Annotated in this window: 23 protein-coding genes; 17 read left to right on the forward strand and 6 right to left on the reverse strand. The window is 69.8% G+C overall.

From position 1 onward, the window contains the following. Position 1 precedes the first annotated feature (1 nt). A complete protein-coding gene (locus FHP08_RS06690) occupies positions 2–2749 on the forward strand; it encodes a sensor histidine kinase (RefSeq protein ID WP_147703536.1) in 2748 nt (915 codons plus the stop codon). On the opposite strand, the gene boxA is transcribed toward FHP08_RS06690, so the two are convergent. From boxA to FHP08_RS06710, 4 genes are all read right to left on the reverse strand, one after another. Then, complete coding sequence (boxA, locus tag FHP08_RS06695) at positions 2712–3989, reverse strand: benzoyl-CoA 2,3-epoxidase subunit BoxA (protein WP_147703537.1); 1278 nt, start codon at positions 3987–3989, stop codon at positions 2712–2714. The two genes, FHP08_RS06690 and boxA, sit on opposite strands and share 38 nt — an antisense overlap. A gap of 68 nt (positions 3990–4057) precedes the next feature. Next, positions 4058–5485, reverse strand: a complete 1428-nt coding sequence (gene boxB / locus FHP08_RS06700; protein ID WP_147703538.1) for a benzoyl-CoA 2,3-epoxidase subunit BoxB — start codon at positions 5483–5485, stop codon at positions 4058–4060. Positions 5486–5504: 19 nt separating this feature from the next. Further along, complete coding sequence (boxC, locus tag FHP08_RS06705) at positions 5505–7187, reverse strand: 2,3-epoxybenzoyl-CoA dihydrolase (protein WP_147703539.1); 1683 nt, start codon at positions 7185–7187, stop codon at positions 5505–5507. 135 nt (positions 7188–7322) lie between these two features. Continuing rightward, positions 7323–8240, reverse strand: a complete 918-nt coding sequence (locus FHP08_RS06710; protein WP_147703540.1) for a helix-turn-helix transcriptional regulator — start codon at positions 8238–8240, stop codon at positions 7323–7325. A gap of 32 nt (positions 8241–8272) precedes the next feature. On the opposite strand from FHP08_RS06710, the gene FHP08_RS06715 reads away from it, so the two are divergent. The 7 genes from FHP08_RS06715 to FHP08_RS06745 are packed head-to-tail and all read left to right on the forward strand — an operon-like array spanning position 8273 to position 15216. Next, positions 8273–9889, forward strand: coding sequence for a benzoate-CoA ligase family protein (locus FHP08_RS06715; protein WP_147703541.1), 1617 nt, complete (start codon positions 8273–8275; stop codon positions 9887–9889). Continuing rightward, positions 9886–10704 carry an alpha/beta fold hydrolase gene (locus tag FHP08_RS06720; RefSeq protein ID WP_147703542.1) on the forward strand — a complete coding sequence of 273 codons (819 nt, stop codon included), beginning with the start codon at positions 9886–9888 and terminating at the stop codon, positions 10702–10704. Before FHP08_RS06715 ends, FHP08_RS06720 begins: the two co-directional genes overlap by 4 nt. Positions 10705–10723: 19 nt before the next feature. Further along, positions 10724–11887, forward strand: a complete 1164-nt coding sequence (locus tag FHP08_RS06725) for an ABC transporter substrate-binding protein (RefSeq protein ID WP_147703543.1) — start codon at positions 10724–10726, stop codon at positions 11885–11887. A gap of 3 nt (positions 11888–11890) precedes the next feature. Next, the gene (locus FHP08_RS06730; RefSeq protein ID WP_147703544.1) at positions 11891–12772 is read left to right on the forward strand and encodes a branched-chain amino acid ABC transporter permease; all 882 of its coding nucleotides are present in this window, start codon (positions 11891–11893) and stop codon (positions 12770–12772) included. Positions 12773–12785: 13 nt separating this feature from the next. Beyond that, on the forward strand, positions 12786–13760 hold the full coding sequence (locus FHP08_RS06735) for a branched-chain amino acid ABC transporter permease (protein WP_225879054.1): 975 nt from the start codon (positions 12786–12788) through the stop codon (positions 13758–13760). Beyond that, the gene (locus tag FHP08_RS06740; protein WP_147703545.1) at positions 13757–14506 is read left to right on the forward strand and encodes an ABC transporter ATP-binding protein; all 750 of its coding nucleotides are present in this window, start codon (positions 13757–13759) and stop codon (positions 14504–14506) included. The genes FHP08_RS06735 and FHP08_RS06740 overlap by 4 nt, the downstream gene beginning before the upstream one ends. Further along, positions 14503–15216: an ABC transporter ATP-binding protein gene (locus tag FHP08_RS06745; RefSeq protein WP_407703991.1), complete on the forward strand. Its 714-nt coding sequence runs from the start codon at positions 14503–14505 to the stop codon at positions 15214–15216. Before FHP08_RS06740 ends, FHP08_RS06745 begins: the two co-directional genes overlap by 4 nt. Here FHP08_RS06745 and FHP08_RS06750 read toward each other — a convergent pair. Further along, a complete protein-coding gene (locus FHP08_RS06750) occupies positions 15169–15627 on the reverse strand; it encodes an Rrf2 family transcriptional regulator (RefSeq protein ID WP_147703546.1) in 459 nt (152 codons plus the stop codon). The genes FHP08_RS06745 and FHP08_RS06750 overlap by 48 nt on opposite strands. 15 nt (positions 15628–15642) lie before the next feature. Next, a complete protein-coding gene (locus tag FHP08_RS06755) occupies positions 15643–16074 on the reverse strand; it encodes a GNAT family N-acetyltransferase (RefSeq protein WP_222707829.1) in 432 nt (143 codons plus the stop codon). Positions 16075–16386: 312 nt separating this feature from the next. Here FHP08_RS06755 and FHP08_RS06760 point away from each other — a divergent pair, with 312 nt between their 5' ends. The 9 genes from FHP08_RS06760 to FHP08_RS06800 are packed head-to-tail and all read left to right on the forward strand — an operon-like array spanning position 16387 to position 25614. Then, entirely contained in the window at positions 16387–17553 is a 1167-nt protein-coding gene (locus tag FHP08_RS06760; protein ID WP_147703548.1) for an ABC transporter substrate-binding protein, read from the forward strand. Positions 17554–17585: 32 nt separating this feature from the next. Then, the gene (locus FHP08_RS06765; RefSeq protein WP_147703549.1) at positions 17586–18461 is read left to right on the forward strand and encodes a branched-chain amino acid ABC transporter permease; all 876 of its coding nucleotides are present in this window, start codon (positions 17586–17588) and stop codon (positions 18459–18461) included. Beyond that, complete coding sequence (locus tag FHP08_RS06770) at positions 18436–19422, forward strand: branched-chain amino acid ABC transporter permease (protein WP_225879055.1); 987 nt, start codon at positions 18436–18438, stop codon at positions 19420–19422. The genes FHP08_RS06765 and FHP08_RS06770 overlap by 26 nt, the downstream gene beginning before the upstream one ends. Beyond that, positions 19419–20207 carry an ABC transporter ATP-binding protein gene (locus FHP08_RS06775; RefSeq protein WP_147703551.1) on the forward strand — a complete coding sequence of 263 codons (789 nt, stop codon included), beginning with the start codon at positions 19419–19421 and terminating at the stop codon, positions 20205–20207. Before FHP08_RS06770 ends, FHP08_RS06775 begins: the two co-directional genes overlap by 4 nt. Next, positions 20194–20895: an ABC transporter ATP-binding protein gene (locus FHP08_RS06780; RefSeq protein WP_147703552.1), complete on the forward strand. Its 702-nt coding sequence runs from the start codon at positions 20194–20196 to the stop codon at positions 20893–20895. Before FHP08_RS06775 ends, FHP08_RS06780 begins: the two co-directional genes overlap by 14 nt. Before the next feature lie 39 nt (positions 20896–20934). Continuing rightward, positions 20935–21339 (forward strand): thioesterase family protein, encoded by a 405-nt coding sequence (locus FHP08_RS06785; RefSeq protein WP_147703553.1) that lies wholly within the window; start codon positions 20935–20937, stop codon positions 21337–21339. Further along, the gene (locus FHP08_RS06790; RefSeq protein ID WP_147703554.1) at positions 21336–24125 is read left to right on the forward strand and encodes a molybdopterin-dependent oxidoreductase; all 2790 of its coding nucleotides are present in this window, start codon (positions 21336–21338) and stop codon (positions 24123–24125) included. Before FHP08_RS06785 ends, FHP08_RS06790 begins: the two co-directional genes overlap by 4 nt. Continuing rightward, entirely contained in the window at positions 24122–24772 is a 651-nt protein-coding gene (locus FHP08_RS06795; RefSeq protein ID WP_147703555.1) for a 4Fe-4S dicluster domain-containing protein, read from the forward strand. Before FHP08_RS06790 ends, FHP08_RS06795 begins: the two co-directional genes overlap by 4 nt. Further along, positions 24769–25614: a DmsC/YnfH family molybdoenzyme membrane anchor subunit gene (locus FHP08_RS06800; protein WP_147703556.1), complete on the forward strand. Its 846-nt coding sequence runs from the start codon at positions 24769–24771 to the stop codon at positions 25612–25614. The genes FHP08_RS06795 and FHP08_RS06800 overlap by 4 nt, the downstream gene beginning before the upstream one ends. Positions 25615–25617: the final 3 nt, after the last annotated feature.

The raw sequence follows: 25617 nt of genomic DNA on the forward strand, positions 1-25617 counted from the left end.
AGTGAGCCTTTCGCAGAACCTGGTCCTCGGGATCGGACTGCTCTACGTGACGCTGCTGTTCGCGGTCGCCTTCGTCGGCGACCGCCGCGCGCGCGCCGGCCGGCTCGGATGGCTCCAGTCGCCGCTGGTCTACACCTTGTCGATCTCGGTCTATTGCACCTCGTGGACCTTCTATGGCGCGGTGGGCTCGGCGGCCCGCAACGGCCTCGAGTTCGCGACGATCTATATCGGCCCGACGCTCGTGTTCGTGGGCTGGTGGCTGCTGCTTCGGAAGCTCGTGCGGATCGGCCGGATCAACGGGATCACTTCCATCGCCGACATGGTCTCCTCGCGCTACGGCAAGAGCGCGAGCCTTGCCGCGCTCGTAACGATCATCGCGCTGGTCGGCACCACCCCCTACATCGCGCTTCAACTGCAGGCGGTCACCACCAGCTTCCAGGTGATCGGCAATCCCGTGAGCGAGGGCCTGCCTGGCCTGCCCGATGCCGCCCCCGACTTCCGGATGGCGTTCTGGATCGCCGCCGGCATGGCCCTGTTCACCATCCTGTTCGGGACCCGGAACATCGACGCGAAGGAGCGGCACCACGGCGTGGTGGCGGCCATCGCGCTGGAGGCGATCGTCAAGCTGCTGGCGCTGGTCGCCGTCGGCGCCCTGGTGATGTTCGGCCTTTCCGACGGGCCCGCCGAGGTCTTCGCACGGGCCTCGCCGGAGATGCTGCACTCCGCGGACGTGTTCGGGCCGCGATGGATCTCGTTGACCCTCCTGTCGGCCGCGGCGATCGTGTGCCTGCCGCGGGAGTTCCAGGTGACCGTGGTCGAGAACGTCGACGAGACCCACCTGCGCACCGCGTCGTGGCTGTTCCCGCTCTACCTGTTCCTGCTGAGCCTGTTCGTGCTGCCGATCGCGATCGGCGGCCTGCACCTGCTGCCGGCAGGCTCGGACCCGGACATGTTCGTGCTGACGCTGCCGATGGCGACCGGCCACGAGTCCATTGCCCTGCTCGCCTTCCTGGGCGGCTTCTCGTCGGCGACGTCGATGGTGATCATCGCCTGCATCGCGCTGTCCACGATGCTCTCGAACCACATCATCATGCCGATCGCGTTGCGGATGAAGTGGGTATCGGTCGGTCCGGGCGGCGAGCTGCGCCGCTTCCTGCTGACGAGCCGTCGGATCTGCATCTGCGCCACGCTGCTGCTGGGGTTCCTGTACTTCCGCCTGAGCGGCAACTCGGCTGCGCTCGCGTCGATCGGCCTGATCGCGTTCGCCGGCGTCGCACAGGTGCTGCCCAGTCTGCTCGGCGGCCTGTTCTGGCGGCAGGCGACCGCCCGCGGCGCCTTCGCAGGTCTTCTGTCCGGCGCCGTGCTGTGGGCGTACACCCTGTTCCTGCCGAGCTTCAGGGGGGGGTTCCCGATGTCGGCGGACACGATCCACGAGGGGCCCTTCGCGATCGCGGCGCTCCGGCCGCACGCCCTCTTCGGCCTCGAAGGGCTCGATCCGCTCATCCACTCGCTGTTCTGGAGCCTGTCGGTCAACACGCTGCTCTTCGTCCTGGTTTCGCTCGCACGCGAGCCCAGTCCGCTCGAGCGGCTGCAAAGCGCGCTGTTCGTGGACGTGTTCCGCACCCCTGCCGAGTCGACTTCGGCGCTCATCCGCCGTTCCGCCCCGACCTACGAACTGAGCCTGCTCGCTCACCGGATCCTCGGCGCCGACGAGGCCCGGCGCCTCTTCGAGGAGGCGCCCGCCGACGCCTCGGGCCCTGGCGCACGGGCCGCATCGGTCAACGATGCCTTCATCACCCGGGTCGAGCGCAGGCTTGCCGGAAGCGTGGGCGCCGCGACCGCCCGGGCGATGGTCTCGCGGGTCGTGACCGGCGAGACCATCAGCCTCGACGAGTTGATCCGGATCGCCGACGAGGCGCAGCAGATCCGCGACTACAGCCACCGGATCGAGGAGAAATCGCGGCAGCTCGAGACCGCCGCGCGCCAGCTCGAGGAGGCCAACGAGCGACTCACCAGGCTCGACCGGCAGAAGGACGATTTTCTCAGCCAGGTCAGCCACGAGGTACGCACGCCGATGGCCTCGATCCGCTCCTTCGCGGAGATCCTGCTCGATTCGCGCGATCTGCCTCCGTCGCGGGCCGAGAGATTCGTTCGCATCATCCACGACGAGAGCATCCGCCTGACCCGGCTGGTCGACAGCATGCTGGACCTGAGCGTGCTCGAGCGCGGCGATCCTCCCTGGCACATCTCGCGCTTCGATCCGGAGCTGTCGCTGGAGAGCGCGATCCGCGCCTGCGAGGGCTTGGCCGCGCGCAGCGGGATCCGCGTCCTGCGCGGCGATCGCGTCCGCGGCGCGCAGGTCGAGGCCGACGGCGACAGGCTGAGTCAGGTCCTGATCAACCTCATCTCGAACGCGATCAAGTACAACGACAAGGCAGACGGCATCGTGCGGATCGACAGCCGCATCGCCGGCGATCGCTACGAGATCTTCGTGCAGGACAACGGCCCGGGCATCCCCGCCGAGGAGCGGGAGCGCATCTTCTCGGAGTTCCTGCGCGGTGCCGCCCAGGCCCGGCGCCCTACGCCGGGCGCCGGCCTCGGCCTCGCCATCAGCAGGCAGATCATGCGCCGGCTCGGCGGATCACTGACGCTCGAGCGGACCGATGGCGAAGGCGCCACATTCCGGGTGGCGCTGGCGCTCGCGGATGCGCTCAGTACGTCTCCAGGTGAAGGCGCCCCTCGCGCTTGAGCGCGGCCCCAAGCGTTTCCCACTTCAGCCCGGCCTGCTGCGCGATGTCGCGCAGCGCCAGCACCACGCCCTCTTCCATGCTCTTCAGGCCGCACACGTAAAAGAAGGTGTCGTCGTCCTTCAGCAGCTCGGCCAGGTCGGCCGCGCGCTCGCGCATCAGGTCCTGCACATAGCGCTTCTGCGCGCCGGGCGTGCGCGAGAACGCCAGGTTGATGTCGATGAAGTCCTTGGGCAGGCTCATCAGCGGACCGAAGTAAGGCAGCTCCTCGCGGGTGCGCGCGCCGAAGAAGAGCATCAGCCGGCCGCCCTCGAACTTGCCCGACTTGCGCAGCCTGCGCCGCCACTCGGTCATCGCGCGCATCGGGGCGCTTCCCGTGCCGGTGCAGATCATCACGATGTTCGAGCGCGGATGGTTCGGCATCAGGAAGCTCGCCCCGAACGGCCCGATCACCTGCACCGTGTCGCCGGTCTTCAGGTCGCACAGGTAGTTGGAGCAGACACCGCGCACCGGCCGGCCCTGGTGGTCGGCAGTCACCCGCTTCACCGTGAGCGACAGGTTGTTGTAGCCGGGGCGCTCGCCGTTGCGGGCGCTGGCGATCGAATACTGGCGGGCGTGATGCGGCTTGCCCGAGGCGTCGGCGCCCGGCGGCACGATCCCGATCGACTGCCCCTCGAGCACCGGGAACGGCATGCGCCCGAAGTCCAGCACGATGTGGTGGGTCTCGTTCTCGGTGCCCGCCTCGTTGACCTTCACGTTGCCGACCACGGTCGCGGTGGTCGGGCCCCTGGGGCCGTAGAGGTTGGTGTACGCGTGAGCGGCCGACCAGGGCGGCAGCGTGGCGTTGAACGCCGCCGAATCGAAGACGGTCTCGCCCGGCGTCGCCAAGGTCCCCGTCTCGGCGCCGACCGATGTCGCGGCCTCGGCCTCCGCGCCAGGCGGCACCCCAGCCTCGGCGAGCTGCTCCGCGGTGAGCTCGGCCGGCAGTGCCTCCCAGCCGAACTGCTCCTCGACCGTGTAGGCCTTCGCACGCGGCACCAGCCGCCAGTTGTCGATCGACCCGGTCGGGCACGGCGAGATGCAGTCCATGCAGAAGTTGCACTTCTCCGCATCGACGACGTAGTTGTCGTCGTTGTGGGTGATCGCGCCGACCGGGCAGGTCGCCTCGCAGGTGTTGCAACGGATGCAGATCTCGGGGTCGATCAGGTGCTGCTTGAGCAGCCCCGCGTCCGGCGCGTTCATCTCGTGTCCCATTCGTTTTCGCGATGCGCCGGGGAAGGCTCGTGGCGGTCTTCCCCGATGCACCCGGTTCAGTTGAAGCGAACGTACTCGAAGTCCACCGGCTGGCGGTTGATGCCCATGACCGGCGGCGCGATCCAGTTCGCGAACTTGCCCGGCTCGACCACCCGGCCCATCAGCGAGGCCACGAAGGCGCGGTCCTCGGCGCCAGGCAGCCATTGGCGCTCGTGCGCGGCCCACTCGGCCTCGCTGACCACGCGCCCGTCGGGGCTCACCCGCACGCCAGCCAGCGTGCCGATCTTGCGGTTGAAGGCCTTGTGCGGCGCGACCAGCCGGAACGGGAGCCCGGCCTTCTCGATGACCTTGTTCCAGCGGTTCACGCCGGCGATCGAGTCCTTGATGAAGTCGTCGCGCAGCACCTCGTTGAGCGCGTTGAGCATCGACACCTCGCGCTCGACCAGCTGCCCGTCCTGCACCGCCAGCACCTTGTAGGTGCGCCCCTGCAGCCGGTGGTCGTCGTCGCGCTTGGTCTCCTCGAAGCGGCCCTTCAGGCCGGCGTTGTAGAAGATCGCCGCGTTGCTCGACTCGTCGGCGCCGAACAGGTCGATGGTGACGCTGAAGTGGAAGTTCAGGTAGCGCTGGATGGTGCCCAGGTCGATCACGCCGGCCGCGCGGACCTTCGCCGGGTCGTCGGTCCTGAGCTGGTTCATCACCTCGCAGGTGCGGGCGATCACGCGCGACACGCCGCTCTCGCCCACGAACATGTGGTGGGCCTCCTCGGTCAGCATGAACTTGGTCGTGCGGGCCAGCGGGTCGAAGCCGCTCTCGGCCAGGGCGCAGAGCTGGAACTTGCCGTCGCGATCGGTGAAGTAGGTGAACATGTAGAAGGACAGCCAGTCGGGCGTCTTCTCGTTGAAGGCGCCCAGGATACGCGGGTGGTCGGCATCGCCGGAGTGGCGTTGCAGCATCGCATCGGCCTCTTCGCGGCCGTCGCGGCCGAAGTGCTTGTGTAGCAGGTAGACCATGGCCCACAGGTGGCGGCCTTCCTCGACATTCACCTGGAACAGGTTGCGAAGGTCGTACTGGCTGGGCGCAGTCAGGCCCAGATGGCGCTGCTGCTCGACCGAGGCGGGCTCGGTGTCGCCCTGGGTCACGATGATCCGGCGCAGGTTGGCGCGGTGCTCCCCCGGCACGTCCTGCCAGGCGGCCTCGCCCTTGTGCTCGCCGAAGTTGACCTGCCTGCCTTCCTCGCGAGGATTCAGGAAGATGCCCCAGCGATACTCGGGCATCTTCACGTAGCCGAACTGCGCCCAGCCCTGCGGATCGACACTGACCGCCGTGCGCAGGTACACGTCGAAGCTCTGCGAGCCCTCGGGCCCCAGGTCGCGCCACCACTGCAGGTAGTTCGGCTGCCAGTGTTCGAGCGCGCGCTGCAGGGCCTTGTCCTGCGAAAGGTCGACGTTGTTCGGGATCTTGTCGGTGTAGTCGATCGACGACATCTGTTGGCTCCGTGTGGATTCAAACGCGGTTCATGTCGAACTGGGCCTTCTCGCCCTTGCCGTAAAGCTTCAGCGCGCCCTTCTCGCCGACGGCATTGGGACGCTGGAAGATCCAGTTCTGCCAGGCGGTGAGCCGCCCGAAGATCCGGGTAAACATGGTTTCCTTGCCGTTGAAGCGCAGGTTGGCCTCCATGCCGGTGAGCGCATCGGGCGACATCGCCGCGCGCTCCTCGAGCGCGATCCGGACCTCGTCGGCCCAGTCGATGTCGTCCGGGGCCGCGGTGACCAGGCCCAGCGCGAGCGCCTCCCCGGCCTTCAGCGGCCGGCCGATCCTCGCGCGGACCGCGGCGATCGGCTCGTCCTCCTCGTAGAAGCGGCGCTGCAGCCGCGACTGGCCGGTGGCCATGGGGTAGAAACCGAAGTTCGCGTCGCTCACGGCGATGGCCGGCTCGCGCTCGGGCTCGTCGGGCAGCGCGGCGTGGTAGCTGCGGTCGCAGGCAAGCGCCAGCTCGAGCAGCGTGCCGGCGAAGCAGGAGCCCGGCTCGATCAGTGCGAACAGGCTGCGCGCGGACACGTCCAGACGCGACAGCGTGCGGCGCAGCATCCCGATGGTCTCGCGCACGAGCCAGTGGTCGCGGTGCGCGGCAAGTTCGGCATCGACGACCAGCACCGCCGCGGTGTCGCCTTCCGTCTTCAGCAGCCAGGTGCCGATCTCGAGCTCGTTGCTGCGCATCGTGAGGATGGCATCGTCGAGCTCGCGAGCCATCGCGAGCGGCCACCACGCGGCGCCGGCGGCAAGGATCGCCGCGATGCCCTGGGGCTGCGCGCCCTGAGGCGCCTTCACGGTGAAGGTGGCAAGGCGCTTCGCGCGGTCGATCTCGACGGTGACGTGGGCATAGCGCAAGGCGTCCGCCTCCTCGGTCCGCTCCAGGGCGGGCAGCGCGACGCCCGTCGCGCCGGCCGGGCGGTCGCTCTGCGCGGCGAGCTGCAGCGCCCGCTCGCGGACCTTCTCGGCGAAGACCGCCGGCTTCGCGATCTCGTCGACCAGCCGCCAGTCCTTGGCCCGCTGGCCGCGCACGCCCTCGGTGGTCGTGCAGAACATGTCGGCCAGGTCGTGGCGGACCTTGCGCTTGTCGGTGACCCGTGTCAGGCCGCCGGTGCCGGGCAGCACACCGAGCAGAGGGACTTCGGGCAGGCTGACCGAGGAGGAGCGGTCGTCGACCAGCCAGATCTCGTCGCAGGCCAGCGCAAGCTCGTAGCCGCCACCGGCGCAGGCGCCATTGACCGCGGCGAGGAATTTCAAGCCCGAATGGGCGCTGGAATCCTCGATGCCGTTGCGGGTCTCGTTGGTGAACTTGCAGAAGTTCACCTTCCAGGCGTGGCTGGACATGCCGAGCATGAAGATGTTGGCGCCGGAGCAGAAGATCCGGTCGCGCAGGCTGGTCACGACCACGCAGCGGACCTCGGGATGCTCGAAGCGGATGCGGTTCAGCGCATCGTGCAGCTCGATGTCGACGCCCAGGTCGTAGCTGTTCAGCTTGAGCTTGTAGCCCGGACGCAGGCCGGCGTCCTCGTCGATGTTCAGGGCCAGCGTGGCCACCGGGCCGTCGAAGGCGAGCGACAGGTGGCGATAGCGGGACGGGTCGGTGCGGTAGTCGACGCCTGTCGCTGCGTGCGTTGCCTGGATGTCGGGCGCGTTCATCGGCTCTCCTCGCGGTGCTGCGGCCATCGATTCAGAAAACATGCATCATTGTGCATACTTCTTCGAGGCCTGAATACTAATGCACTATTGTGCATTGTCAAGCGAATTCCCCGGCGGCGCGCCGGGGTCGGCCCCTCAGCGGCCGGCAACCGCGCGCAAGGCCCCGCGCAAGCGGGCCGCCGCCTCGTCGGGAGATTGTCCTCCCGTTTCGAACTGGAGGTCCGCTTTCCCATAGAAGGCGGACCGGCCGGCCAGGATCCGCTTGAGGTCTTCCATCGCTTCCTGGTTTCCCGCCATCGGCCGCAGGTCGCCCTGCGCGATCACCCGCTGCATGTGCGCCTCGGGACTGGCCTTGAGCCAGATCGTGTAGCAGTGCGACAGCAGCAGATTGAAGGTGGTCGGGTCCGAAACGATGCCGCCCGGCGTTGCGATCACCGCGTCCGGGTAGAGCTGGATGGTTTCCTCGAGCGCCCGCCGCTCGTAGCGGCGGTAGGCGGCCGGCCCGAGCAGGTTGTGGATCTCGGCGATGCCGCAACCAGCCACCCGTTCGATCTCGTTGTTCAGCTCCACGAAGGGGATGTCGAGCGCGTCGGCCAGGGTCCGGCCCAGGGTGGATTTACCGGCCCCGCGCAGTCCGACCAGGGCGATCCGGCAGGCCCGTGCATCGGGCCGGCCGGCCTCGCCGTAGAGCTCGGCCAGCGCCAGCCGCGCACGCCGCAGCGACTCGTCGTTGCGGCCGCGCAGCAGGTCGCGGATCAGGAGCCATTCCGGCGACGCGGCGGTCTCGTCGCCGAGCAGCTCGGCCAGCGGGCAGTCGAGCGCGCGAGCGACCTGCCTGAGCACCAGGATCGAGGCATTGCCGACGCCGAGCTCCAGGTTCGCGAGGTGGCGCTCGGATACCTCGGACGCGCGCGCCAGCGCCTTTCGCGTCATGCCCTTTCGCGCGCGCAGCGAGCGGACCCGCTCGCCGAGCGCCTGAAGAAAAGGATCGCGATCGGTCGTCTCGGAGGCCGGTGCGGCTGCGCTGAGGTCTTGCAGATCCATCTCATGCATTATACTGCTTATTATTCGAGGAGACGACAGACATGAGCGATCCCATCGCCGACCCGGAAGCAGCGGCCGTCCCGCCCCCGGAGCGCTTCAACTTCGCCCGCCACGTGTTCGAGCGCAACGCACGCCGCGCGGCGCGCCCCGCCTATGTCGACGACGCCGGGGCGCTGAGCTACGGGGCGCTGGAAGAGCGGGCGCGGCGATGCGCCGCCGCGCTGCTCGCATCGGGGATCCGCCGCGAGGAACGGGTGCTGCTGCTGATGCACGACTGCAACGACTGGCCGGTCGCCTTTCTCGGCTGCCTGCACGCCGGGGTCGTTCCCGTGGCGGTGAACACCCTGCTCACCGCCGACGACTACGCCTACATGCTCGGACATAGCCGCGCGCAGGCCGCCCTGGTGTCCGGTGCCCTGTTGCCGGTCCTCGACAAGGCCATGGCGCTCGGACCTCACGAGTTGCGCGCGCTGGTCGTGTCACGCCCGGCATCCGGGCTTCCCGCCGGAGCCGTCGCGTTCGACGCCTGGCTCGATGCCCAGCCTCCGCTGGCCGCCGGCGCCGACACGCTTGCCGACGATATCGGTTTCTGGCTGTATTCGTCCGGCTCGACCGGCCGGCCCAAGGGCACGGTCCACACGCACGGCAACCTGTACTGGACCGCCGAGCTGTACGCGGCGCCGGTACTGGGCTTGCGCGAGGACGACGTCTGCTTCTCGGCCGCCAAGCTGTTCTTCGCCTACGGACTCGGCAACGCGCTCAGCTTCCCGCTCAGCGTCGGCGCCACCGTGCTGCTGATGGCCGAGCGTCCGACCCCGGACGCGGTGTTCCGCCGCTGGACCGGCGAGGTCGGCGGGCTGAAGCCGACCGTGTTCTTCGGTGCCCCGACCGGTTACGCCGGGATGCTCGCCTCGCCGAACCTGCCGGCCCGGAACGCGGTCTCGCTGCGCCTGTGCTCGTCGGCCGGCGAGGCGCTGCCCAGGGAAATCGGCGAGCGCTTCACCGCGCACTTCGGCTGCGAGATCATCGACGGCATCGGCTCGACCGAGATGCTCCACATCTTCCTGTCGAACCGTCCCGGCGACGTGCGCTACGGCACGACCGGCAAGCCGGTCGCCGGCTACCGCGTCGAGTTGCGCGACGAGACCGGCCACGTGCTCGAAGGCCCGGACCGGGTCGGCGACCTCTTCATCTCCGGGCCGTCGGCGGCCCTGATGTACTGGACCCAGCGAGCCCGCAGCGAGGAAACCTTCCGGGGGGCCTGGACGAAGAGCGGCGACAAGTATCATCGCGACGCCGACGGCTACTACGTCTACGCGGGCCGCAGCGACGACATGCTCAAGGTCAGCGGCCAGTATGTCTCGCCCTTCGAGGTGGAGTCCACGCTGGTCCGGCACGACGCGGTGCTCGAAGCGGCCGTCATCGGAATCGAGAACGAGGACGGGCTGATCCGGGCCAAGGCCTTCGTCGTGCTGAAGGATCCGGCCGCCGCCGGACCGGCGCTCGGCGAGACCCTGCAGGCCTTCGTCAAGGCACGACTCGCGCCGCACAAGTACCCCCGGGAGGTCGAGTTCGTGACCGAGCTGCCCAAGACGGCGACCGGCAAGATCCAGCGCTTCAGGCTGCGCGAGCGCGAGCGCACGAGGCGCCACGGGTGAGCGCCGGCGCACTGGCCAGCATCGACTGCGGCGGACGGCGCGTCGACATCGAGTACGCCTGGGTCGGCGCCGGCGCGCCGGAGCGGCCGGTCCTCGTCTTCCTGCACGAAGGGCTCGGCTCGCTGTCGGCCTGGCGCGACTTCCCGCAACGCCTGTGCGCCGCACTGGGGCTTCGCGGCCTCGTGTGGTCCCGCGCCGGCTACGGTCGCTCGACGCCCCGCGACCCGGACGAGCGCTGGGACCCCGACTTCATGCACCGGCAGGCGCGCGAGGACTTGCCCGCGCTGCTCGACGCGCTCGGGGTCGGCGCCCCCTACCTGCTGTTCGGCCACAGCGACGGCGGCTCGATCGCGCTGATCCACGCCGCCCTGCACCCTGCCCGCGTGGCCGGGCTGATCGTGCTCGCGCCCCACCTGTTCGTCGAGGACGTCTCGGTGACGAGCATCGAGAAGACCCGCCAGGCCTACCTCGCGACGGACCTGCGCGCTCGCCTGGCCCGACATCACGCCGACCCCGACTCCGCCTTCTGGGGCTGGAACGACGCCTGGCTCGACCCGGCCTTCCGCGACTGGAGCATCGAGCCGCTGATCGCCCGCATCGCCGCCCCGGTGCTGGCGATCCAGGGCGTGGACGACGAATACGGGACGATGCGCCAGATCGACGCCATCGCCGCGGCATTGCCCGGTACCATGCTGCTGAAACTCGATCGCTGCGGCCACTCGCCGCATCGCGACAGGCCGGATGCGGTCGTCGAGGCCTGCGAGGGCTTCGTTCGACCCATCGTGGCAAACCGGGCCCCGGCCCGTTCGCTGTGAACCAGGAGGAGACGACAAGATGAAGATCAGGTATTGCGTGGCATCGCTGGCCTCGGCCGCGCTGCTGGCCGCCGCGCCGGCCCAGGCCCAGGGGCAGAAGCTGAAGGTGGGCTTGATGCTCCCGTACACCGGCACCTATGCGGCGCTGGGCATCGCGATCGAGAACGGCTTCCGGCTCTACGTCGACGAGCAGGGCGGCAAGCTCGGCGGCCGCGAGATCGAGTACGTGAAGGTCGACGACGAATCCGACCCCTCCAAGGCCACCGACAACGTGAACAAGCTGATCAAGCGCGACGAGGTCGACGTGCTGATCGGCACCGTGCACTCGGGCGTGGCCGTCGCGATGGCGCGCGCCGCGCGGCAGAGCAACACGCTGATGATCAACCCCAACGGCGGCGCAGGCGCGATCACCGGCGCGCTGTGCGCGCCCAACGTGTTCCGCAGCTCGTTCTCGAACTGGCAGCCGGCCTACGCGATGGGCGAGGTCGCGGCCAAGCGCGGCCACAAGACCGCGATGACGATCACCTGGAAGTACGCGGCCGGCGAGGAGTCGGTCAACGGCTTCAAGGAGGCCTTCGAGAAGAACGGCGGCAAGGTGCTCAAGGACCTGACGGTGCCCTTCCCGAACCTGGAATTCCAGGCGCTGCTGACCGAGATCGCCGCGGCCAAGCCCGATGCCGTCTACACCTTCTTCGCGGGCGGCGGCGCGGTGAAGTTCGTCAAGGACTACGCTGCTGCGGGGCTGAACAAGACGATCCCGCTCTACGGCGCGGGCTTCCTCACCGACGGCACCCTCGAGGCGCAGGGCGAGGCCGCCCAGGGGCTGCTCACGACGCTGCACTACGCCGACGGCCTGAACACCCCGCGCGACAACGCCTTCCGCCTCGCCTACGCGAAGGCCTTCAAGCTGCAGCCCGACGTCTACGCAGTGCAGGGCTACGACGCGGCGCAGATGCTCGGCGTGGGCCTGAAGGCGGTCAACGGCGACGTGAAGAAGAAGGCCGAGATCGCCGCGGCGATCCGCAAGGCCACGATCGACAGCCCGCGCGGCAAGTTCACCGTGTCGAGTTCGCACAACCCGGTGCAGGACATCTACCTGCGCAAGGTCGTCGGCAACGAGAACCGGCTCGAGGGCGTCGCGATCAAGGCCCTGGCCGACCCGGGCCTCGGCTGCAAGATGTGATCGATGGACCTGGCCACCCTCCTGATCCAGTGCCTGAATGCCGTCCAGTACGGGCTTCTCCTGTTCCTGGTCGCTTCGGGCCTCACCCTGATCTTCGGGATCATGGGGGTGATCAACCTGGCGCACGGCAGCTTCTACATGATCGGCGCCTACATGGCCTATGCGCTGGCCCCCGCCGTCGAGCAGCACCTCGGCGGCGGGTTCTTCGCGACGCTGGCCGTGGGGCTCGCGCTGTCGATCGTGCTCGGCTACCTGCTCGAATGGCTCTTCTTCAGCTACCTGTACACCCGCGAGCACCTGCAGCAGGTGCTGATGACCTACGGGCTGATCCTGGTCTTCGAGGAGTTGCGCAGCCTGATCGTGGGCAACGACGTGCACGGCGTCGCCATGCCGGAGTGGCTCTCGGGAAGCGTGCCCCTGGGCGACGTGATGACCTATCCGGTCTACCGTCTGTTCATCTCTGCGGTTTGCGTGGTCGTGGCGCTGGGGATGTGGGCGGTCCTGACGCGCACCCGGCTGGGCATGCGGATACGAGCCGGCGCGACCAACCGCGAGATGGTCCGCGCGATGGGCATCGACATCCGCCTGCTCTACCGGGTCGTGTTCGCGATCGGCGTAGCGCTGGCCGCGCTGGCCGGCATGATCGCGGCCCCGGTGAGCTCGGTGTACCCGAACATGGGCGCGCAGGTGCTGATCATCTGCTTCGTGGTCGTCGTGATCGGCGGCATCGGATCGATCAAGGGCGCCCTGCTGGCCGCGCTGCTCGTGGGCTTCGTCGACACCTTCGGCAAGGTCCTCTTTCCGTCGCTGGCCGGCATCTCGGTATACCTGCTGATGGCGGCAATACTGCTCTGGCGGCCCGAGGGGCTCCTGCGGGCCGGATGACGCGATCCCGAACGTGACCCACGCGCCCTTCCCGATCCTGCGGGCCCTGCCCGTGGCCCTGGCGTTCCTGCTGCTCGCCCTGTTCCCGGCTTTCGGCGGCGGGTACGAGACCGACCTCGCCATGAAGATCATGATCCTCGCGATCTTCGCGATGAGCCTCGAGCTGCTCGTCGGCCAGGCCGGCCTGGTCTGCTTCGGCCATGCCGCCTTCTTCGGCATCGGCGCCTACACGGTGACCCTGCTCACGCCGGCCAGCGGCCCGGCCTCGCTGTGGCTCGTCGCCCCGGCGTCGCTGGCCGCGGCGGCGCTGTATGCGCTCGCCGTAGGCGCGCTCTCGCTGCGCACCCGCGGGGTCTACTTCATCATGATCACGCTGGCCTTCGCGCAGATGGCCTACTTCGTCTTCCACGACACGCCGCTCGGCGGCGGCAGCGATGGCATCTACCTGGACTTCCCGCCCGATGCCTCGATCGGCGGCTGGCGGCCCTTCGACCTGGGTTCCGGCCACACGCTGTACTACGCGACGCTGGCATCGCTGGTCGGCGTCTTCGGCCTGCTCGCCACCGTGCTGCGCAGCCGCTTCGGCCGCGCGCTCGCCGGGATCCGCGTGAACGAGCAGCGGATGCGCGCAACCGGGTTCCCGACCTACGGCTACAAGCTGGCGGCCTTCGTGCTGTCGGCCACGCTCGCCGGGCTGGCCGGATTCCTGCACGCGCTGAAGGACGGCTACGTGAACCCCGAACTGCTCAGCTGGCACCACAGCGGCGCGGTGCTGCTGATGATCATCCTCGGCGGGCTGGGTCACTTGCGCGGCGCGATGCTCGGCGCGCTGGCCTTCACGATGCTGCAGGAGGCCTTCCAGTCGGACGCCCTGCTCGGCGACTTCGCGCGCCACTGGCAGCTGCCGCTGGGCCTCACGATCATCGCCTTCGTCGCGTTGCTGCCGCGCGGCTTGATCGGCGCCACCTTGCGCGGAGCACGGCAGTGAGCGGCGAGGTCCTGCTCGAGGCCGACCGCGTGTCGCTCAGCTTCGGGGGCCTGCGCGCGGTCGACGAGGTGTCGCTCGCGCTCGAGCGCGGCATGCTGCACGCGGTGATCGGCACGAACGGCGCGGGCAAGTCCACGCTGATCAACCTGCTCTCGGGCGAGCTGCGCGCGAGCGCGGGCCGGGTGAGCCTGCGCGGCCAGGACGTGACTGCCTGGAGCCAGCCCCGGCGCGCCCGGGCCGGCCTGGGCCGCAGTTACCAGCGCAACACGATCTTCCCGGAGTTCACGGTCTTCGAGAACTGCCGGCTCAGCGCGCAGGCGCGCCGGCCCCGTCCGTGGGACTGGCTCACGCCCGCCGCGAGCTGCCCGTTCGCGGGCGGCGCAGCCACCCGAGCGATCGGCATGGCCGGGCTCGACGAGGTCGCCGGGCGACCGGCCGGCACGCTGTCGCACGGCCAGAAACGGCAGCTCGAGATCGCGATGTGCCTGGCCACCGACCCGCAGGTCCTGCTGCTCGACGAGCCGCTCGCCGGCATGGGCGCCGAGGAGACCGAGCGGATGCTCACGCTCCTGCGCGAGCTCGTGCCGGGCCACGCGATCATGCTCGTGGAGCACGACATGGATGCGGTGTTCCGGGTCGCCGACCGGATCACCGTGATGGTCAACGGCCGGGTGATCGCCAGCGACGCGCCGGATGCGGTGCGCGCCAATCCGGAGGTTCAACTCGCCTATCTCGGACACGAATGAGCGACATGCTGATCGAGGCGCGCGCGCTGCACGCGCACTATGGACAGAGCCACATCCTGCAGGGCCTGTCGCTGTCGATCGCGCGCGGCGCCGCCGTCGGCCTGCTCGGGCGCAACGGCATGGGCAAGACGACGCTGATCCGAACGCTTCTGGGCCTGGTGCGGGCCAGCGGCGGCAGCGTCCTGGTCGACGGTCGCGACATGACCGGCGCGCGCACCGAGCAGATCGTGCGCCTCGGGATCGGATACGTTCCCGAGGGCCGCGGCGTGTTCCCCAATCTGTCGGTGCGCGAGAACCTCGTCATGGGCGCGCGGCCCGGCGTGCGCGGCCAGAACGACTGGACCTTCGAACGGGTGCTGGCGACCTTCCCCCGGTTGGCCGAGCGGCTGTCCCACCTGGGCAGCCAGCTCTCGGGCGGCGAGCAGCAGATGCTGGCCATCGGCCGCGCGCTGATGACCAATCCCGACCTGGTCATCCTCGACGAGGCCACCGAGGGCCTCGCGCCGCAGATCGTCGCCGAGATCTGGCGCACGATCGCCGAGATCCGCTCGACCGGCATCGCGTCGCTGATCGTCGACCGCAATTACCGCGCGGTGCTGGCGAACACGGATCGCGCCTTCGTCATGGAAAAGGGGCAGGTCGTGCTCGCCGGCGAATCGGCCTCACTGGCCGCCGACCTGGAGACGCTGAACCGGCACCTGGGCGTCTGAGGCGGCCGCGGCGGCGGACAGCCTGAGCATCGTCGAGATGGAGATCGATCCCAGGATCGCCTTCGCGTGCTCGTCGATCTCGGCCAGCACGCCGCCCAGGGCCGCGCCGACGGGGGTCAGGTCGCCCTGCTCGCGACGCTCGGCGGACGGCGCCGCGAAGTCCTCGAACAACTGGATCACGTCGAGCAGGGTGAGCCGCCGCGCGTTGCCGGTGAAGCGGTAGCCGCCGCCCACGCCCCTTACCGACTCCACGATTCCCGAGCGGGCGAGTTCGGACAGCACCTTGGCCAGGTGGTGCGGCGAGACCCCGTACTTCTCGGCGATCTCGGCCGCGGGAATGTGGCGATCAGGAGCCGCCGCGAACTCGATGACGCTGTAGAGCGCCAGCGAGGTGTTCTTCTGCAGCCTCATCGTGCGGTCCGGCGCTCAGTCATCGAGGTCCATCTCGAGCGGGATGAACGGTCCGGTCCGCATGCCCTGGCTGCGGAAGAAGGAAAGGATCAGCACGTTGTCCCGGGAGAGCATCGTGCGCAGCTTGCGCACGCCCGAGGCACGCAGGCCCTCGCAAAGCACGTCCAGCATGCGGGACGCGACGCCGCGCTGGCGGTACTCGGGCTGCACGTCGATCGCGAACACCCATCCGCAGGGCGGCGCGCCGAACTCCCAGTCTCGGACCTCGCCGATGACGAAGCCCACCACCTGCCCGTCGCACTCGGCCACCAGGAACTGCCGCTCCGGGCGGCTGCCGGCGCCGTAGCGGTGGAAGACAGAATGCCAGTAGTCGTCCTTCTCGATGCCGGTCACCGTCGCATCGATCCCGATCACCCGCTCGAGATCGGTGCGGCGCGCCTTGCGCACCGACACTTCCCCCGTCTTCCCGCGGGCCCTTCGATCCGTTCCCCCTGCCGACATCGCCACCGTGGACCTTGATCAGGATCAAATCAATAATCGTATTATCGTACCAGAATGCGCCAAAAGACACTGGACGATCGGTGACCCACCTGGAGGCGATCACCGACGCGGAGGATACCGGAACCACCCCGTCCGGACACGCATGCGAATGAGCTTGCGCGCGAAGGCCGGCGGGGCCGGTGACTGGATTCGGATCGAAGCTGTGCCACAGCGGCGGCCCCGCACCCGGAGCCGCCGAGAACGATCAGGAGACAACACATGCGTTCGTCTGGGAACTTCCGTATCGCCTTGCGCATCGCGGGCGCCGCCCTGTCCGCCACCCTGCTCGCCCCCGCGTCCGTCGTCGCCCAGGAGCCGATACGAGTCGGCGCCTTCCTGGCCGCGACCGGCCCCGCCTCGTTCCTCGGCGATCCCGAGCAGAAGACACTCGAGATGTACGTCGAACGACTCAACGCCGCGGGCGGCGTGCTGGGACGCAAGCTTCAGCTGTTCGCCTACGACAGCGGCGGCGATGCCGAGAAGGCGCGCACCTTCACGAAACGCCTGATCGAGCAGGACAAGGTCGACGTGATCGTGGGCGGCTCGACCACCGGCGAGACGATGGCCGCGGTGCCGCTGGTCGAGCAGGCGCAGGTGCCGTTCATCTCGCTGGCGGGCGCGGTGGTCATCATCGAGCCGGTCAAGAAGTGGGTCTTCAAGACACCGCACACCGACCGGATGGCCTGCGAGAAGATCTTCACCGACATGAACGCGCGCAAGCTGAGCAAGCTCGCACTGATCTCCGGCGCGGGCGGCTTCGACCGCTCGCTGCGCGCGCAGTGCCTGGCCGTCGCGCCGAAGTTCGGCATCGAGATCGTCGCCGACGAGAGCTACGGCGCCGCGGACACCGACATGACGGCCCAGCTCACGAAGATCAAGAGCGTGCCCGGCGTGCAGGCGGTCATGAACTGCGGGTTCGGCCAGGGGCCTGCGATCGTCACCAGGAACTACCGCCAGATCGGCCTCACGCTGCCGCTCTACCAGTCGCACGGCGTGGCGTCCAAGGAGTACGTGAAGCTCTCCGGCGGCGCCGCCGAGGCCGTTCGGCTGCCGGCGGCCGCGCTGCTGGTCGGCCACCTGCTGGCCGACAACGATCCGCAGAAGTCCGTCGTGGTCGACTACAAGCGCGATTACGAGGAGCGCTTCAAGTCCGACGTCTCGACCTTCGGCGGCCATGCCTACGACGGGCTGATGATCGCGATCGAGGCGATCAAGCGCGCCGGCAGCAGCGACCGCGCCAAGGTGCGCGACGAGATCGAGAAGACGAAGGGCTACGTCGGCACCGGCGGGGTGGTCAACATGTCGCCGACCGACCACATGGGCCTCGACCTCACCGCGTTCAGGATGCTCGAGATCCGCAACGGCGACTGGGTGCTGGTTCAGTAGGCGCGAGACGGCTGGGCGCGCAGGAGCTGGTCGTGGGAGGACAATGGCTCCAGTTCGTCGCCGGCGGCCTGACCGCCGGCGCGATCTACGCCCTGGTCGCGCTCGGCTTCTCGATCATCTTCAACGCGAGCCGGGTGATCAACTTCGCCCAGGGCGAGTTCGTCATGATCGGCGGCATGAGCGCCGTGTCGCTGGTCGCGGCCGGCGCGCCGATGCCGGTCGCCCTCGGCGGGGCGGTGCTGGTCGCCGCCGTCATCGGCCTGCTGCTCGAACGACTCGCGGTCGGGCGCGCCCGCAATGCCGACGTGGTCACGCTCATCATCATCACGATCGGTGCGTCGATCTTCCTTCGCGGCCTGGCCCAGCTGGTCTGGGACAAGCGGATCCACGCACTGGCGCCGCTGTCCGGCGATGTCCCGATCTCCTTCTTCGGCGCCACGATCCTGCCGCAGGGCCTCTGGGTGATCGGCGTCACCGTGGCGATCGTCGCCCTGCTCTCGTGGTTCTTCCGCCGGACCCTGCTCGGCAAGGCGATGCTGGCCACCGCACACAACCGCACCGCAGCGCAGCTGGTGGGCATCGACGTGCGCGCCGTCCTGTTCGCCAGCTTCGGTCTGGCCGCTGGACTCGGCGCGATCGCCGGCGTCCTCATCGCGCCGATCACCTTCACGTCCTACGACGCCGGGATCATGCTCGGCCTGAAGGGCTTCGCCGCGGCGATCCTGGGCGGGCTGGGCAGCTTTCCCGGGGCGATCGCCGGCGGTCTGCTGCTCGGCCTTCTCGAGAGCCTGGGCGCCGGCTACCTGTCCTCGGCCTACAAGGACGTGATCGCCTTCGTGATCATCCTCGCAGTCCTCTTCGTCAGACCCGATGGGATCCTTGGTGCAATCCGCAGCGAGCGCGTCTGATCGCCGGCGCTCCGGCGCGCGCCTCTGGGCGTCGCCCCGCAGCCGCGGGCTCGCCGCGCTCGCACTGGTCGTCGCGCTGGCGCCGCTGGGGTTGGTCAACGACTACCTCTACGACATCGCGATCCTGGTCGGCCTGAACGCGATCGTCTGCGTGGGACTGAACCTGCTGATCGGCTATGCCGGCCAGATCAGCCTCGGCCACGCGGGCTTCTTCGGCCTCGGCGCCTACGGGTCCGCCCTGCTGTGCGCGCACTACGGCGTTCCGCCGCTCGCCGCGCTGGCGCTCGCCACGGCCGCCGTCAGCCTGCTCGCCTTCGCGGTCGGGCGCCCGATCCTGCGGCTCAAGGGCCACTACCTCGCGATGGCCACGCTGGGGATGGGCGTCATCGTGTCGATCGTCCTGGCCAACGAGGACCGCGTCACCGGTGGGCCCGACGGCATGCCGGTGCCCCCGCTCACCGTGTTCGGCCACGCGCTGCAGGGCGAGCAGGCCTGGTACTGGCTGGTCGGCGCATGCCTGATCGTCGTCGTGTGGCTCGCCCTGAACCTGATCGATTCGCCTGCGGGCCGCGCCCTGCGCGCGCTGCACGGCTCCGAGGTCGCGGCCGAGGTGGTCGGGATCGACAGCGCGCGGCGCAAGCTCGAGGTCTTCGTGCTCTCGGCAGTGTTCGCAGCGCTGGCCGGCGGCCTGACGGCCTTCTACAGCGGCTTCGTCACGCCGGCCAAGGCCTCGTTCCTGCACTCGGTCGAGCTGGTCACCATGGTCGTCTTCGGCGGCATGGCGTCGACCTTCGGCGCGGTGGTGGGCGCCGCGGTGCTGACCATCCTTCCGCAGGCGCTCACCGTGGTCAAGGAATACGAGATGGTCGTGCTGGGCGCGGTGATGATGGCCACGATGATCTTCTTCCCGCGCGGCGCGGTCCCCACCATCGAGGCCTGGCTTCGACGGAGGCGTCCATGAGCGGGCTGCAGGCGAGCGGGCTGTCGCGCGTGTTCGGCGGCATCCACGCGGTGCAGGACCTGAGCTTCGCGGTCCCTCACGGGATCGTGCAGTCGATCATCGGTCCGAACGGGGCCGGCAAGACCACCCTGCTCAATCTGCTGACCGGCATCTACCGGCCGAGTTCCGGCGCGATCGCGCTCGACGGCCGGACGCTGTCCGGCCTTCCGACGCATCGCTTCGCGGCGGCGGGCATCGGCCGCACCTTCCAGAACCTCCAGGTCTTCTTCAACATGAGCGCGCTCGAGAATGTCATGACCGGGCGCCACCTGCACGAACGTTGCGGCCTGCTGGGCAATCTCGTGCGCACGCCCGCCCGGCGCCGCGACGAGCAGGCGTGCCGCGCCCTCGCGCGCGAACTGCTCGAGTTCGTCGGGCTCGCGGCCTATGCCGACGCCAACGCCGATGCGATGCCCTACGGCGCGCTGAAGCGGCTCGAGATCGCGCGCGCGCTGGCCGGCGAGCCGCGCATCCTGCTGCTCGACGAGCCGGCGGCCGGCCTGAATCCGACCGAGTCCGCCGAGATCGCCGGGCTGATACGCCGCCTGTGCCGCAACGGGACGACGATCGTCCTCGTCGAGCACAACATGAAGCTGGTGATGGGCGTGTCCGACCGCATCCTGGTGCTCGACCATGGCCGCGTGCTCAGCGAGGGCGACGCCGACCGGGTGTCGCGCGATCCGCGCGTCATCGAGGCCTATCTCGGCTCAGTCGAAGCGACGGAGGCGCCCCATGCTCGAGGTTGAGGCCCTGAGCAGCCGCTACGGGCGGATCACCGCCCTTCACGAGGTCAGCCTTCGCGTGGACGGCGGCGAGCTGGTGGCGCTGGTCGGCGCCAACGGGGCCGGCAAGTCCACGCTGCTGCGCGCACTCTCCGGGGTCCAGCCGGTCTCGGGCGGCAGCATCCGCTTCGAGGGCAGCGACGTCACCCGGCGTTCACCGCGCTCCCGGGTGCAGATGGGCATCGTGCAGGTGCCGGAAGGTCGCCAGGTGTTCACGCCGCTCAGCGTGGAAGACAACCTGCGCCTGGGCGCCTTCGTGCGCCCGCCGGGCGAGGCCGAGGAGAGCCTGGCGCGGGTCTACGGGCTGTTCCCGATCCTGGCCGGGAAGCGGCGCGAGGCGGCCGGCACGCTGTCGGGCGGCCAGCAGCAGATGCTCGCGATCGGCCGCGCGCTGATGGCCCGCCCCCGCCTGCTGCTGCTGGACGAGCCGAGCATGGGCCTCGCCCCGCGGCTGGTCGCCGAGATCTTCGCGACGATCCGCGCGCTGCGCGAGGCCGCCACGACCATCCTGCTGGTCGACCAGAACGCCCGCGCCGCCCTGTCGATCGCCGACCGCGCCTACGTGCTCGAGGTCGGGCGGGTGGCGCTGGCCGGCCGCGGCAGCGAGCTGCTCGACGACGACGCGGTCCGCCAGGCCTATCTCGGGCTCTGAGCGACCAGGACACCCCACCGACCCACGGAGGAGAGAACGATGAAACCCTCGCTGGCGAAAGGCGCAGCCCGCACGGTGAAGCTCACCGTCGACCGCGGCCGCACGATCGACTTCATGGGCGAGGCGGCCCGCGTGTACGCCACGCCGATGCTCGTGCTCGACCTCGAGGTGGCCTGCCGCGAACTGCTCCTCGAGCACCTCGACGCGGGCGAGGACTCGGTGGGCACCCGCGTCGAGCTCGATCACCTGGCGGCCACGCTGCTCGGCATGACGGTCGAGCTGACGGTGACGATCGCCTCGATCGATGGCCGGTCGGTGGCGTTCGAGTTCACCGGCAGCGACGGCATCGACACGATCTGCCGAGGCCGTCACCACCGCTTCGTGGTGGACGTGGCCAAGACCGCCGAGCGGCTCGCGGCCAAGGCCAGGAAGGCCGGGCTATGAACGCGCCAGGTCCGGCCGTGAAGGAAGCCGCCGCGGTCGGCGGGGCTGCGGGTGCCGGAGCGGCCGCCGCGCTCGCCGGCGAGCGGAAGGTGCCCACCTACTGCTACCAGTGCGTGGCCGGTCCGGACCTGCTGACCGTCAAGGTCGTCGACGGCGTGGCCACCGAGGTCGAGCCGAACTTCTGCGCCGAGGCGATCCACCCCGGCGGCGGCAAGGTCTGCGTCAAGGCCTTCGGGCTCGTCCAGAAGACCTACAACCCGAACCGGGTGCTCAGCCCGATGCGCCGCACGAACCCGAAGAAGGGCCGCGACGAGGACCCCGGCTTCGTGCCGATCAGCTGGGACGAGGCGCTCGACACGATCGCCGAGCGGCTGAAGCGCATCCGCGAAACCGGGCTGACCGACGACTCGGGCTATCCCAGGCTGGCGGCGAGCTTCGGCGGCGGCGGCACGCCGCAGTCCTACATGGGCACCTTCCCCGCCTTCCTGGCGGCGTGGGGCCCGGTCGACATGGGCTTCGGCTCCGGCCAGGGCGTCAAGTGCTATCACTCCGAGCACCTGTACGGCGAGTTCTGGCACCGCGCCTTCATCGTCTCGGCGGACACGCCGCTGTGCAACTACCTGATCTCCTGCGGCTCCAACATCGAGGCGTCCGGCGGCGTGGTCGGCATCTGGCGCCACGCCAACGCCCGCATCCGCGGAATGAAGCGCGTGCAGGTCGAGCCGCACCTGTCGGTCACCGGCGCCTGCTCCGCGCGCTGGGTGCCCATCCGCCCCAAGACCGACGCCGCCTTCCTGTACGCGCTGATCCACGTGCTGCTGCACGAATCCGCGCGCGATCGGCTCGACCTGGACTTCCTCGCGGCGCGCACCGGCTCGGCCTACCTGGTCGGGCCGCACGGCTACTATCTTCGCGACCGCCGCAGCGGCAAGCCGCTGGTGCGCGACCTCGCGAGCGGCGCCGTGGTGCCGCACGACACGCCGGGACTGCGCGAGGACCTCGATGCGTCGGTCACCGTCGACGCGATCGAGGCCGGCGCCGATGGCGAGGTGCTGGCCGAGGGCCCGCTGGCCGGCGAGACCGCCTTTCGCAAGCTGGTCGCGCACATGGCGCCCTACACGCCCGAGTGGGCCGCCGGGGTCTGCGACGTGCCCGCCGCGGACATCCGGCGCATCGCCGGCGAGTACCTGGATCACGCCTGCGTGGGCCAGACGATCGAGATCGACGGCCGCGAGCTGCCTTTCCGGCCGGTCGCGGTCACCCTCGGCAAGACCGTCAACAACGGCTGGGGCGGGTTCGAGTGCTGCTGGGCGCGCACCATGCTCGCCGTGCTGGTCGGCGCGCTCGAGGTTCCCGGCGGCACGATCGGCACCACGGTGCGGCTGGCGCGCCCGATGGCCCAGCGACTGGACAGCGCGAAGCCCGGGCCCGACGGGTTCATGGACTACCCGCTCAATCCGACCGATCGCGAGCACTGGTCGGCGCGCCCGAACATCCGCAACGCCTACCGGACCATGGTGCCCCTGGCCGGCAACGGCGCCTGGAGCCAGGCGCTGGGTCCCACCCACTTCTCGTGGATGTTCCTCGACGGAACGCCCGAGGGTCTCCCCGAGGTCACCTTCCCGGACGTCTGGTTCGTGTACCGCACCAACCCGGCGATCTCGTTCTGGGACACGCACGCGCTGGCCGACAAGATGGCCCGCTTCCCCTTCGTGGTCTGCTTCGCCTACACGCGCGACGAGACCAACCACTTTGCCGACATCCTGCTGCCCGATGCCACGGACCTGGAGAGCCTGCAGCTGATCCGCGTCGGCGGGACCAAGTACGTCGAGCAGTTCTGGGACCACGAAGGCTATGCACTACGACAGCCTGCGATCGAGGCGCGCGGCGAGGCCCGGGACTTCACCGACATCGCGACCGAGCTGGCGCGGCGCACCGGGCTGAACGACCGCTACGTCGCGTCGATCAACAAGGGCGCCGCCGGCGTGCCGCTCAAGGGCGAGCACCACGACTTCTCGCTCGACCCGGGCGAGGTGCACGACCGCGAGCGGATCTGGGACGCGGTCTGCCGCGCCGCGAGCAGCGAGCTCTCCGACGGCGCGCACGCCCACGGGCTCGACTGGTGGCGCGAGCACGGGTTCGCCACCCGGCCGTTTCCCCGCTCCGACTGGTACCTGTACCCGACGATGGTCGAGCGCGGCCTGCGCTTCGAGCTTCCGTACCAGGAGCGCCTGAAACGGGTCGGCGAGGAACTCGGCCGGCGCCTGCACGAGAAGGGCATGCACTGGTGGGACCGGCAGATGGCCGAGTACCAGGCGCTGCCGGTGTGGAAGGACTTCCCGGGGATCTGGGAGGCCGCGATCCCGGCCGCCGGCGGCAAGGCCGGGGACTACCCGTTCTGGCTGCTGACCGCGCGCAGCATGCAATACGCCTGGGGCGGCAACGTGGGCGTGCAGATGATCCGCGAGGTGGCCGACAACATCGCGGGCCACCGCGGCGTGATCGTCAACGCCGGTACCGCCGAGCGGCTCGGCATCGCCGAGGGCGACGAGGTCGAGATCGCGACGCCGGCGCGAAGCGTGCGCGGCCGCGCGGTGCTCAGGCAGGGGATCCGGCCGGACACGCTGCTGCTGATCGGGCAGTTCGAGCACTGGGCCACGCCCTTCGCCAAGGACTTCGGCGTGCCCAGCCTGAACACGCTCGCGCCGATGTCGCTGGAACTGACCGACGCCACCGGTTCCAGCGCCGACATCGTGCGCGTCAGCCTCGGGAGGGCCGGCCGATGACCCGCTGGGCAATGGTCGCCGACCTGCGACGCTGCGTAGGCTGCCAGACCTGCACGGCGGCGTGCCGCCATGCCAATGCCACGCCCCCGGGCGTGCAGTGGCGGCGGGTGCTCGACATGGAGTTCGGCGAATACCCGAACGTGCGGCGGGCATTCGTGCCGACCGGCTGCCAGCACTGCGACGACCCGCCGTGCATGGAGGTCTGCCCGACCACGGCCACGAAGAAGCGCGCCGACGGCATCGTCACCATCGACTACGACCTCTGCATCGGCTGCGCGTACTGCGCCGTCGCATGCCCCTACCAGGCCCGCTACAAGACCGACCGCGCGACCTTCGCCTACGGCAAGCCCACCGAGCAGGAGTCGGCCCGCCACGACGACGCCCGGCTCGCGGTGGCCACGAAGTGCACCTTCTGCGTCGACCGCATCGACGACGGACTCGCGAAGGGGCTGCAGCCCGGCGTCGATCCCGAGGCGACGCCGGCCTGCGTGAACGCCTGCATCGCTAAGGCGCTCGCCTTCGGCAACCTCGACGATCCGGACAGCGAGGTGTCGCGCCTGCTGGCGGAGAACCGCAGCTTCCGGATGCACGAGGAGCTGGGCACCGGGCCCGGCTTCCACTACCTGTGGGACAAGGCGGACGAATGAGCTTCGGACCGAACCCCTGGCAACAGGCGCACTGGGACTGGCGAGCAGCCGGCAACTTCGTCTGCGGCGGCGCCGGCGCCGGGCTGCTGGTGTTCGCCGCGTTCGGCGGCGCCGGCGGCAGCGCGCGCGCCGCGCTGCTGCTGCTCGGCCTGGCGCTGGTCGGCGCGGGCCTGACCTGCGTCTGGCTCGAGATCGGCCGCCCGCTGCGCGCGCTGCACGTCTTCTTCAACCCGCGCACTTCGTGGATGAGCAGGGAGGCCGTCACCGCCGCCCTGCTCTTCCCGGCCGGGGTGGCCGGCGCGGCCGGCCTGGCGCCCGCTGCCTGGGCCACCGGCCTGCTCGCCCTCGCCTTCCTCTGGTGCCAGGCGCGGATCCTGCGCGCCGCGCGCGGCATTCCCGCCTGGCGGCAGCCCGGCATCGTGCCGTTGATCGTCGCGACCGGCCTGGCCGAAGGTTGCGGCCTGTACCTGATGCTTCGGCCGCTGCACGGCCACGGCGAACAGGTGCTGATGGCGGTGTTCGCCGGCCTGCTGGCCGCGCGCTGGGCAAACTGGGTCAGCTATCGTCGCCGGCTCGCTTCGTCGGCGGCCCGCCCGGCGCTCGCGGCGCTCGACCAGGCCGGGGACAGGTTGCAGCGGATCGGGACCTACCTGCCCTTCGCGCTCATCGCACCGGTCGGAATCGGACTGGCGGACGGCGCCGTCGGCCTCGCGCTGACCGTCGCGGCGGGCGCAGCCGCGGCATGGCCCGGAGCCGTCCTCAAGCACACGCTGATCACGCGCGCCGGCTTCAACCAGGGCTTCGCGCTCACGGCCATGCCTGTGCGCGGCGCGCGGCTCTGACCC

It is taken from the genome of Zeimonas arvi (assembly GCF_008039575.1).
GTDB lineage: Bacteria > Pseudomonadota > Gammaproteobacteria > Burkholderiales > Burkholderiaceae_E > Zeimonas > Zeimonas arvi.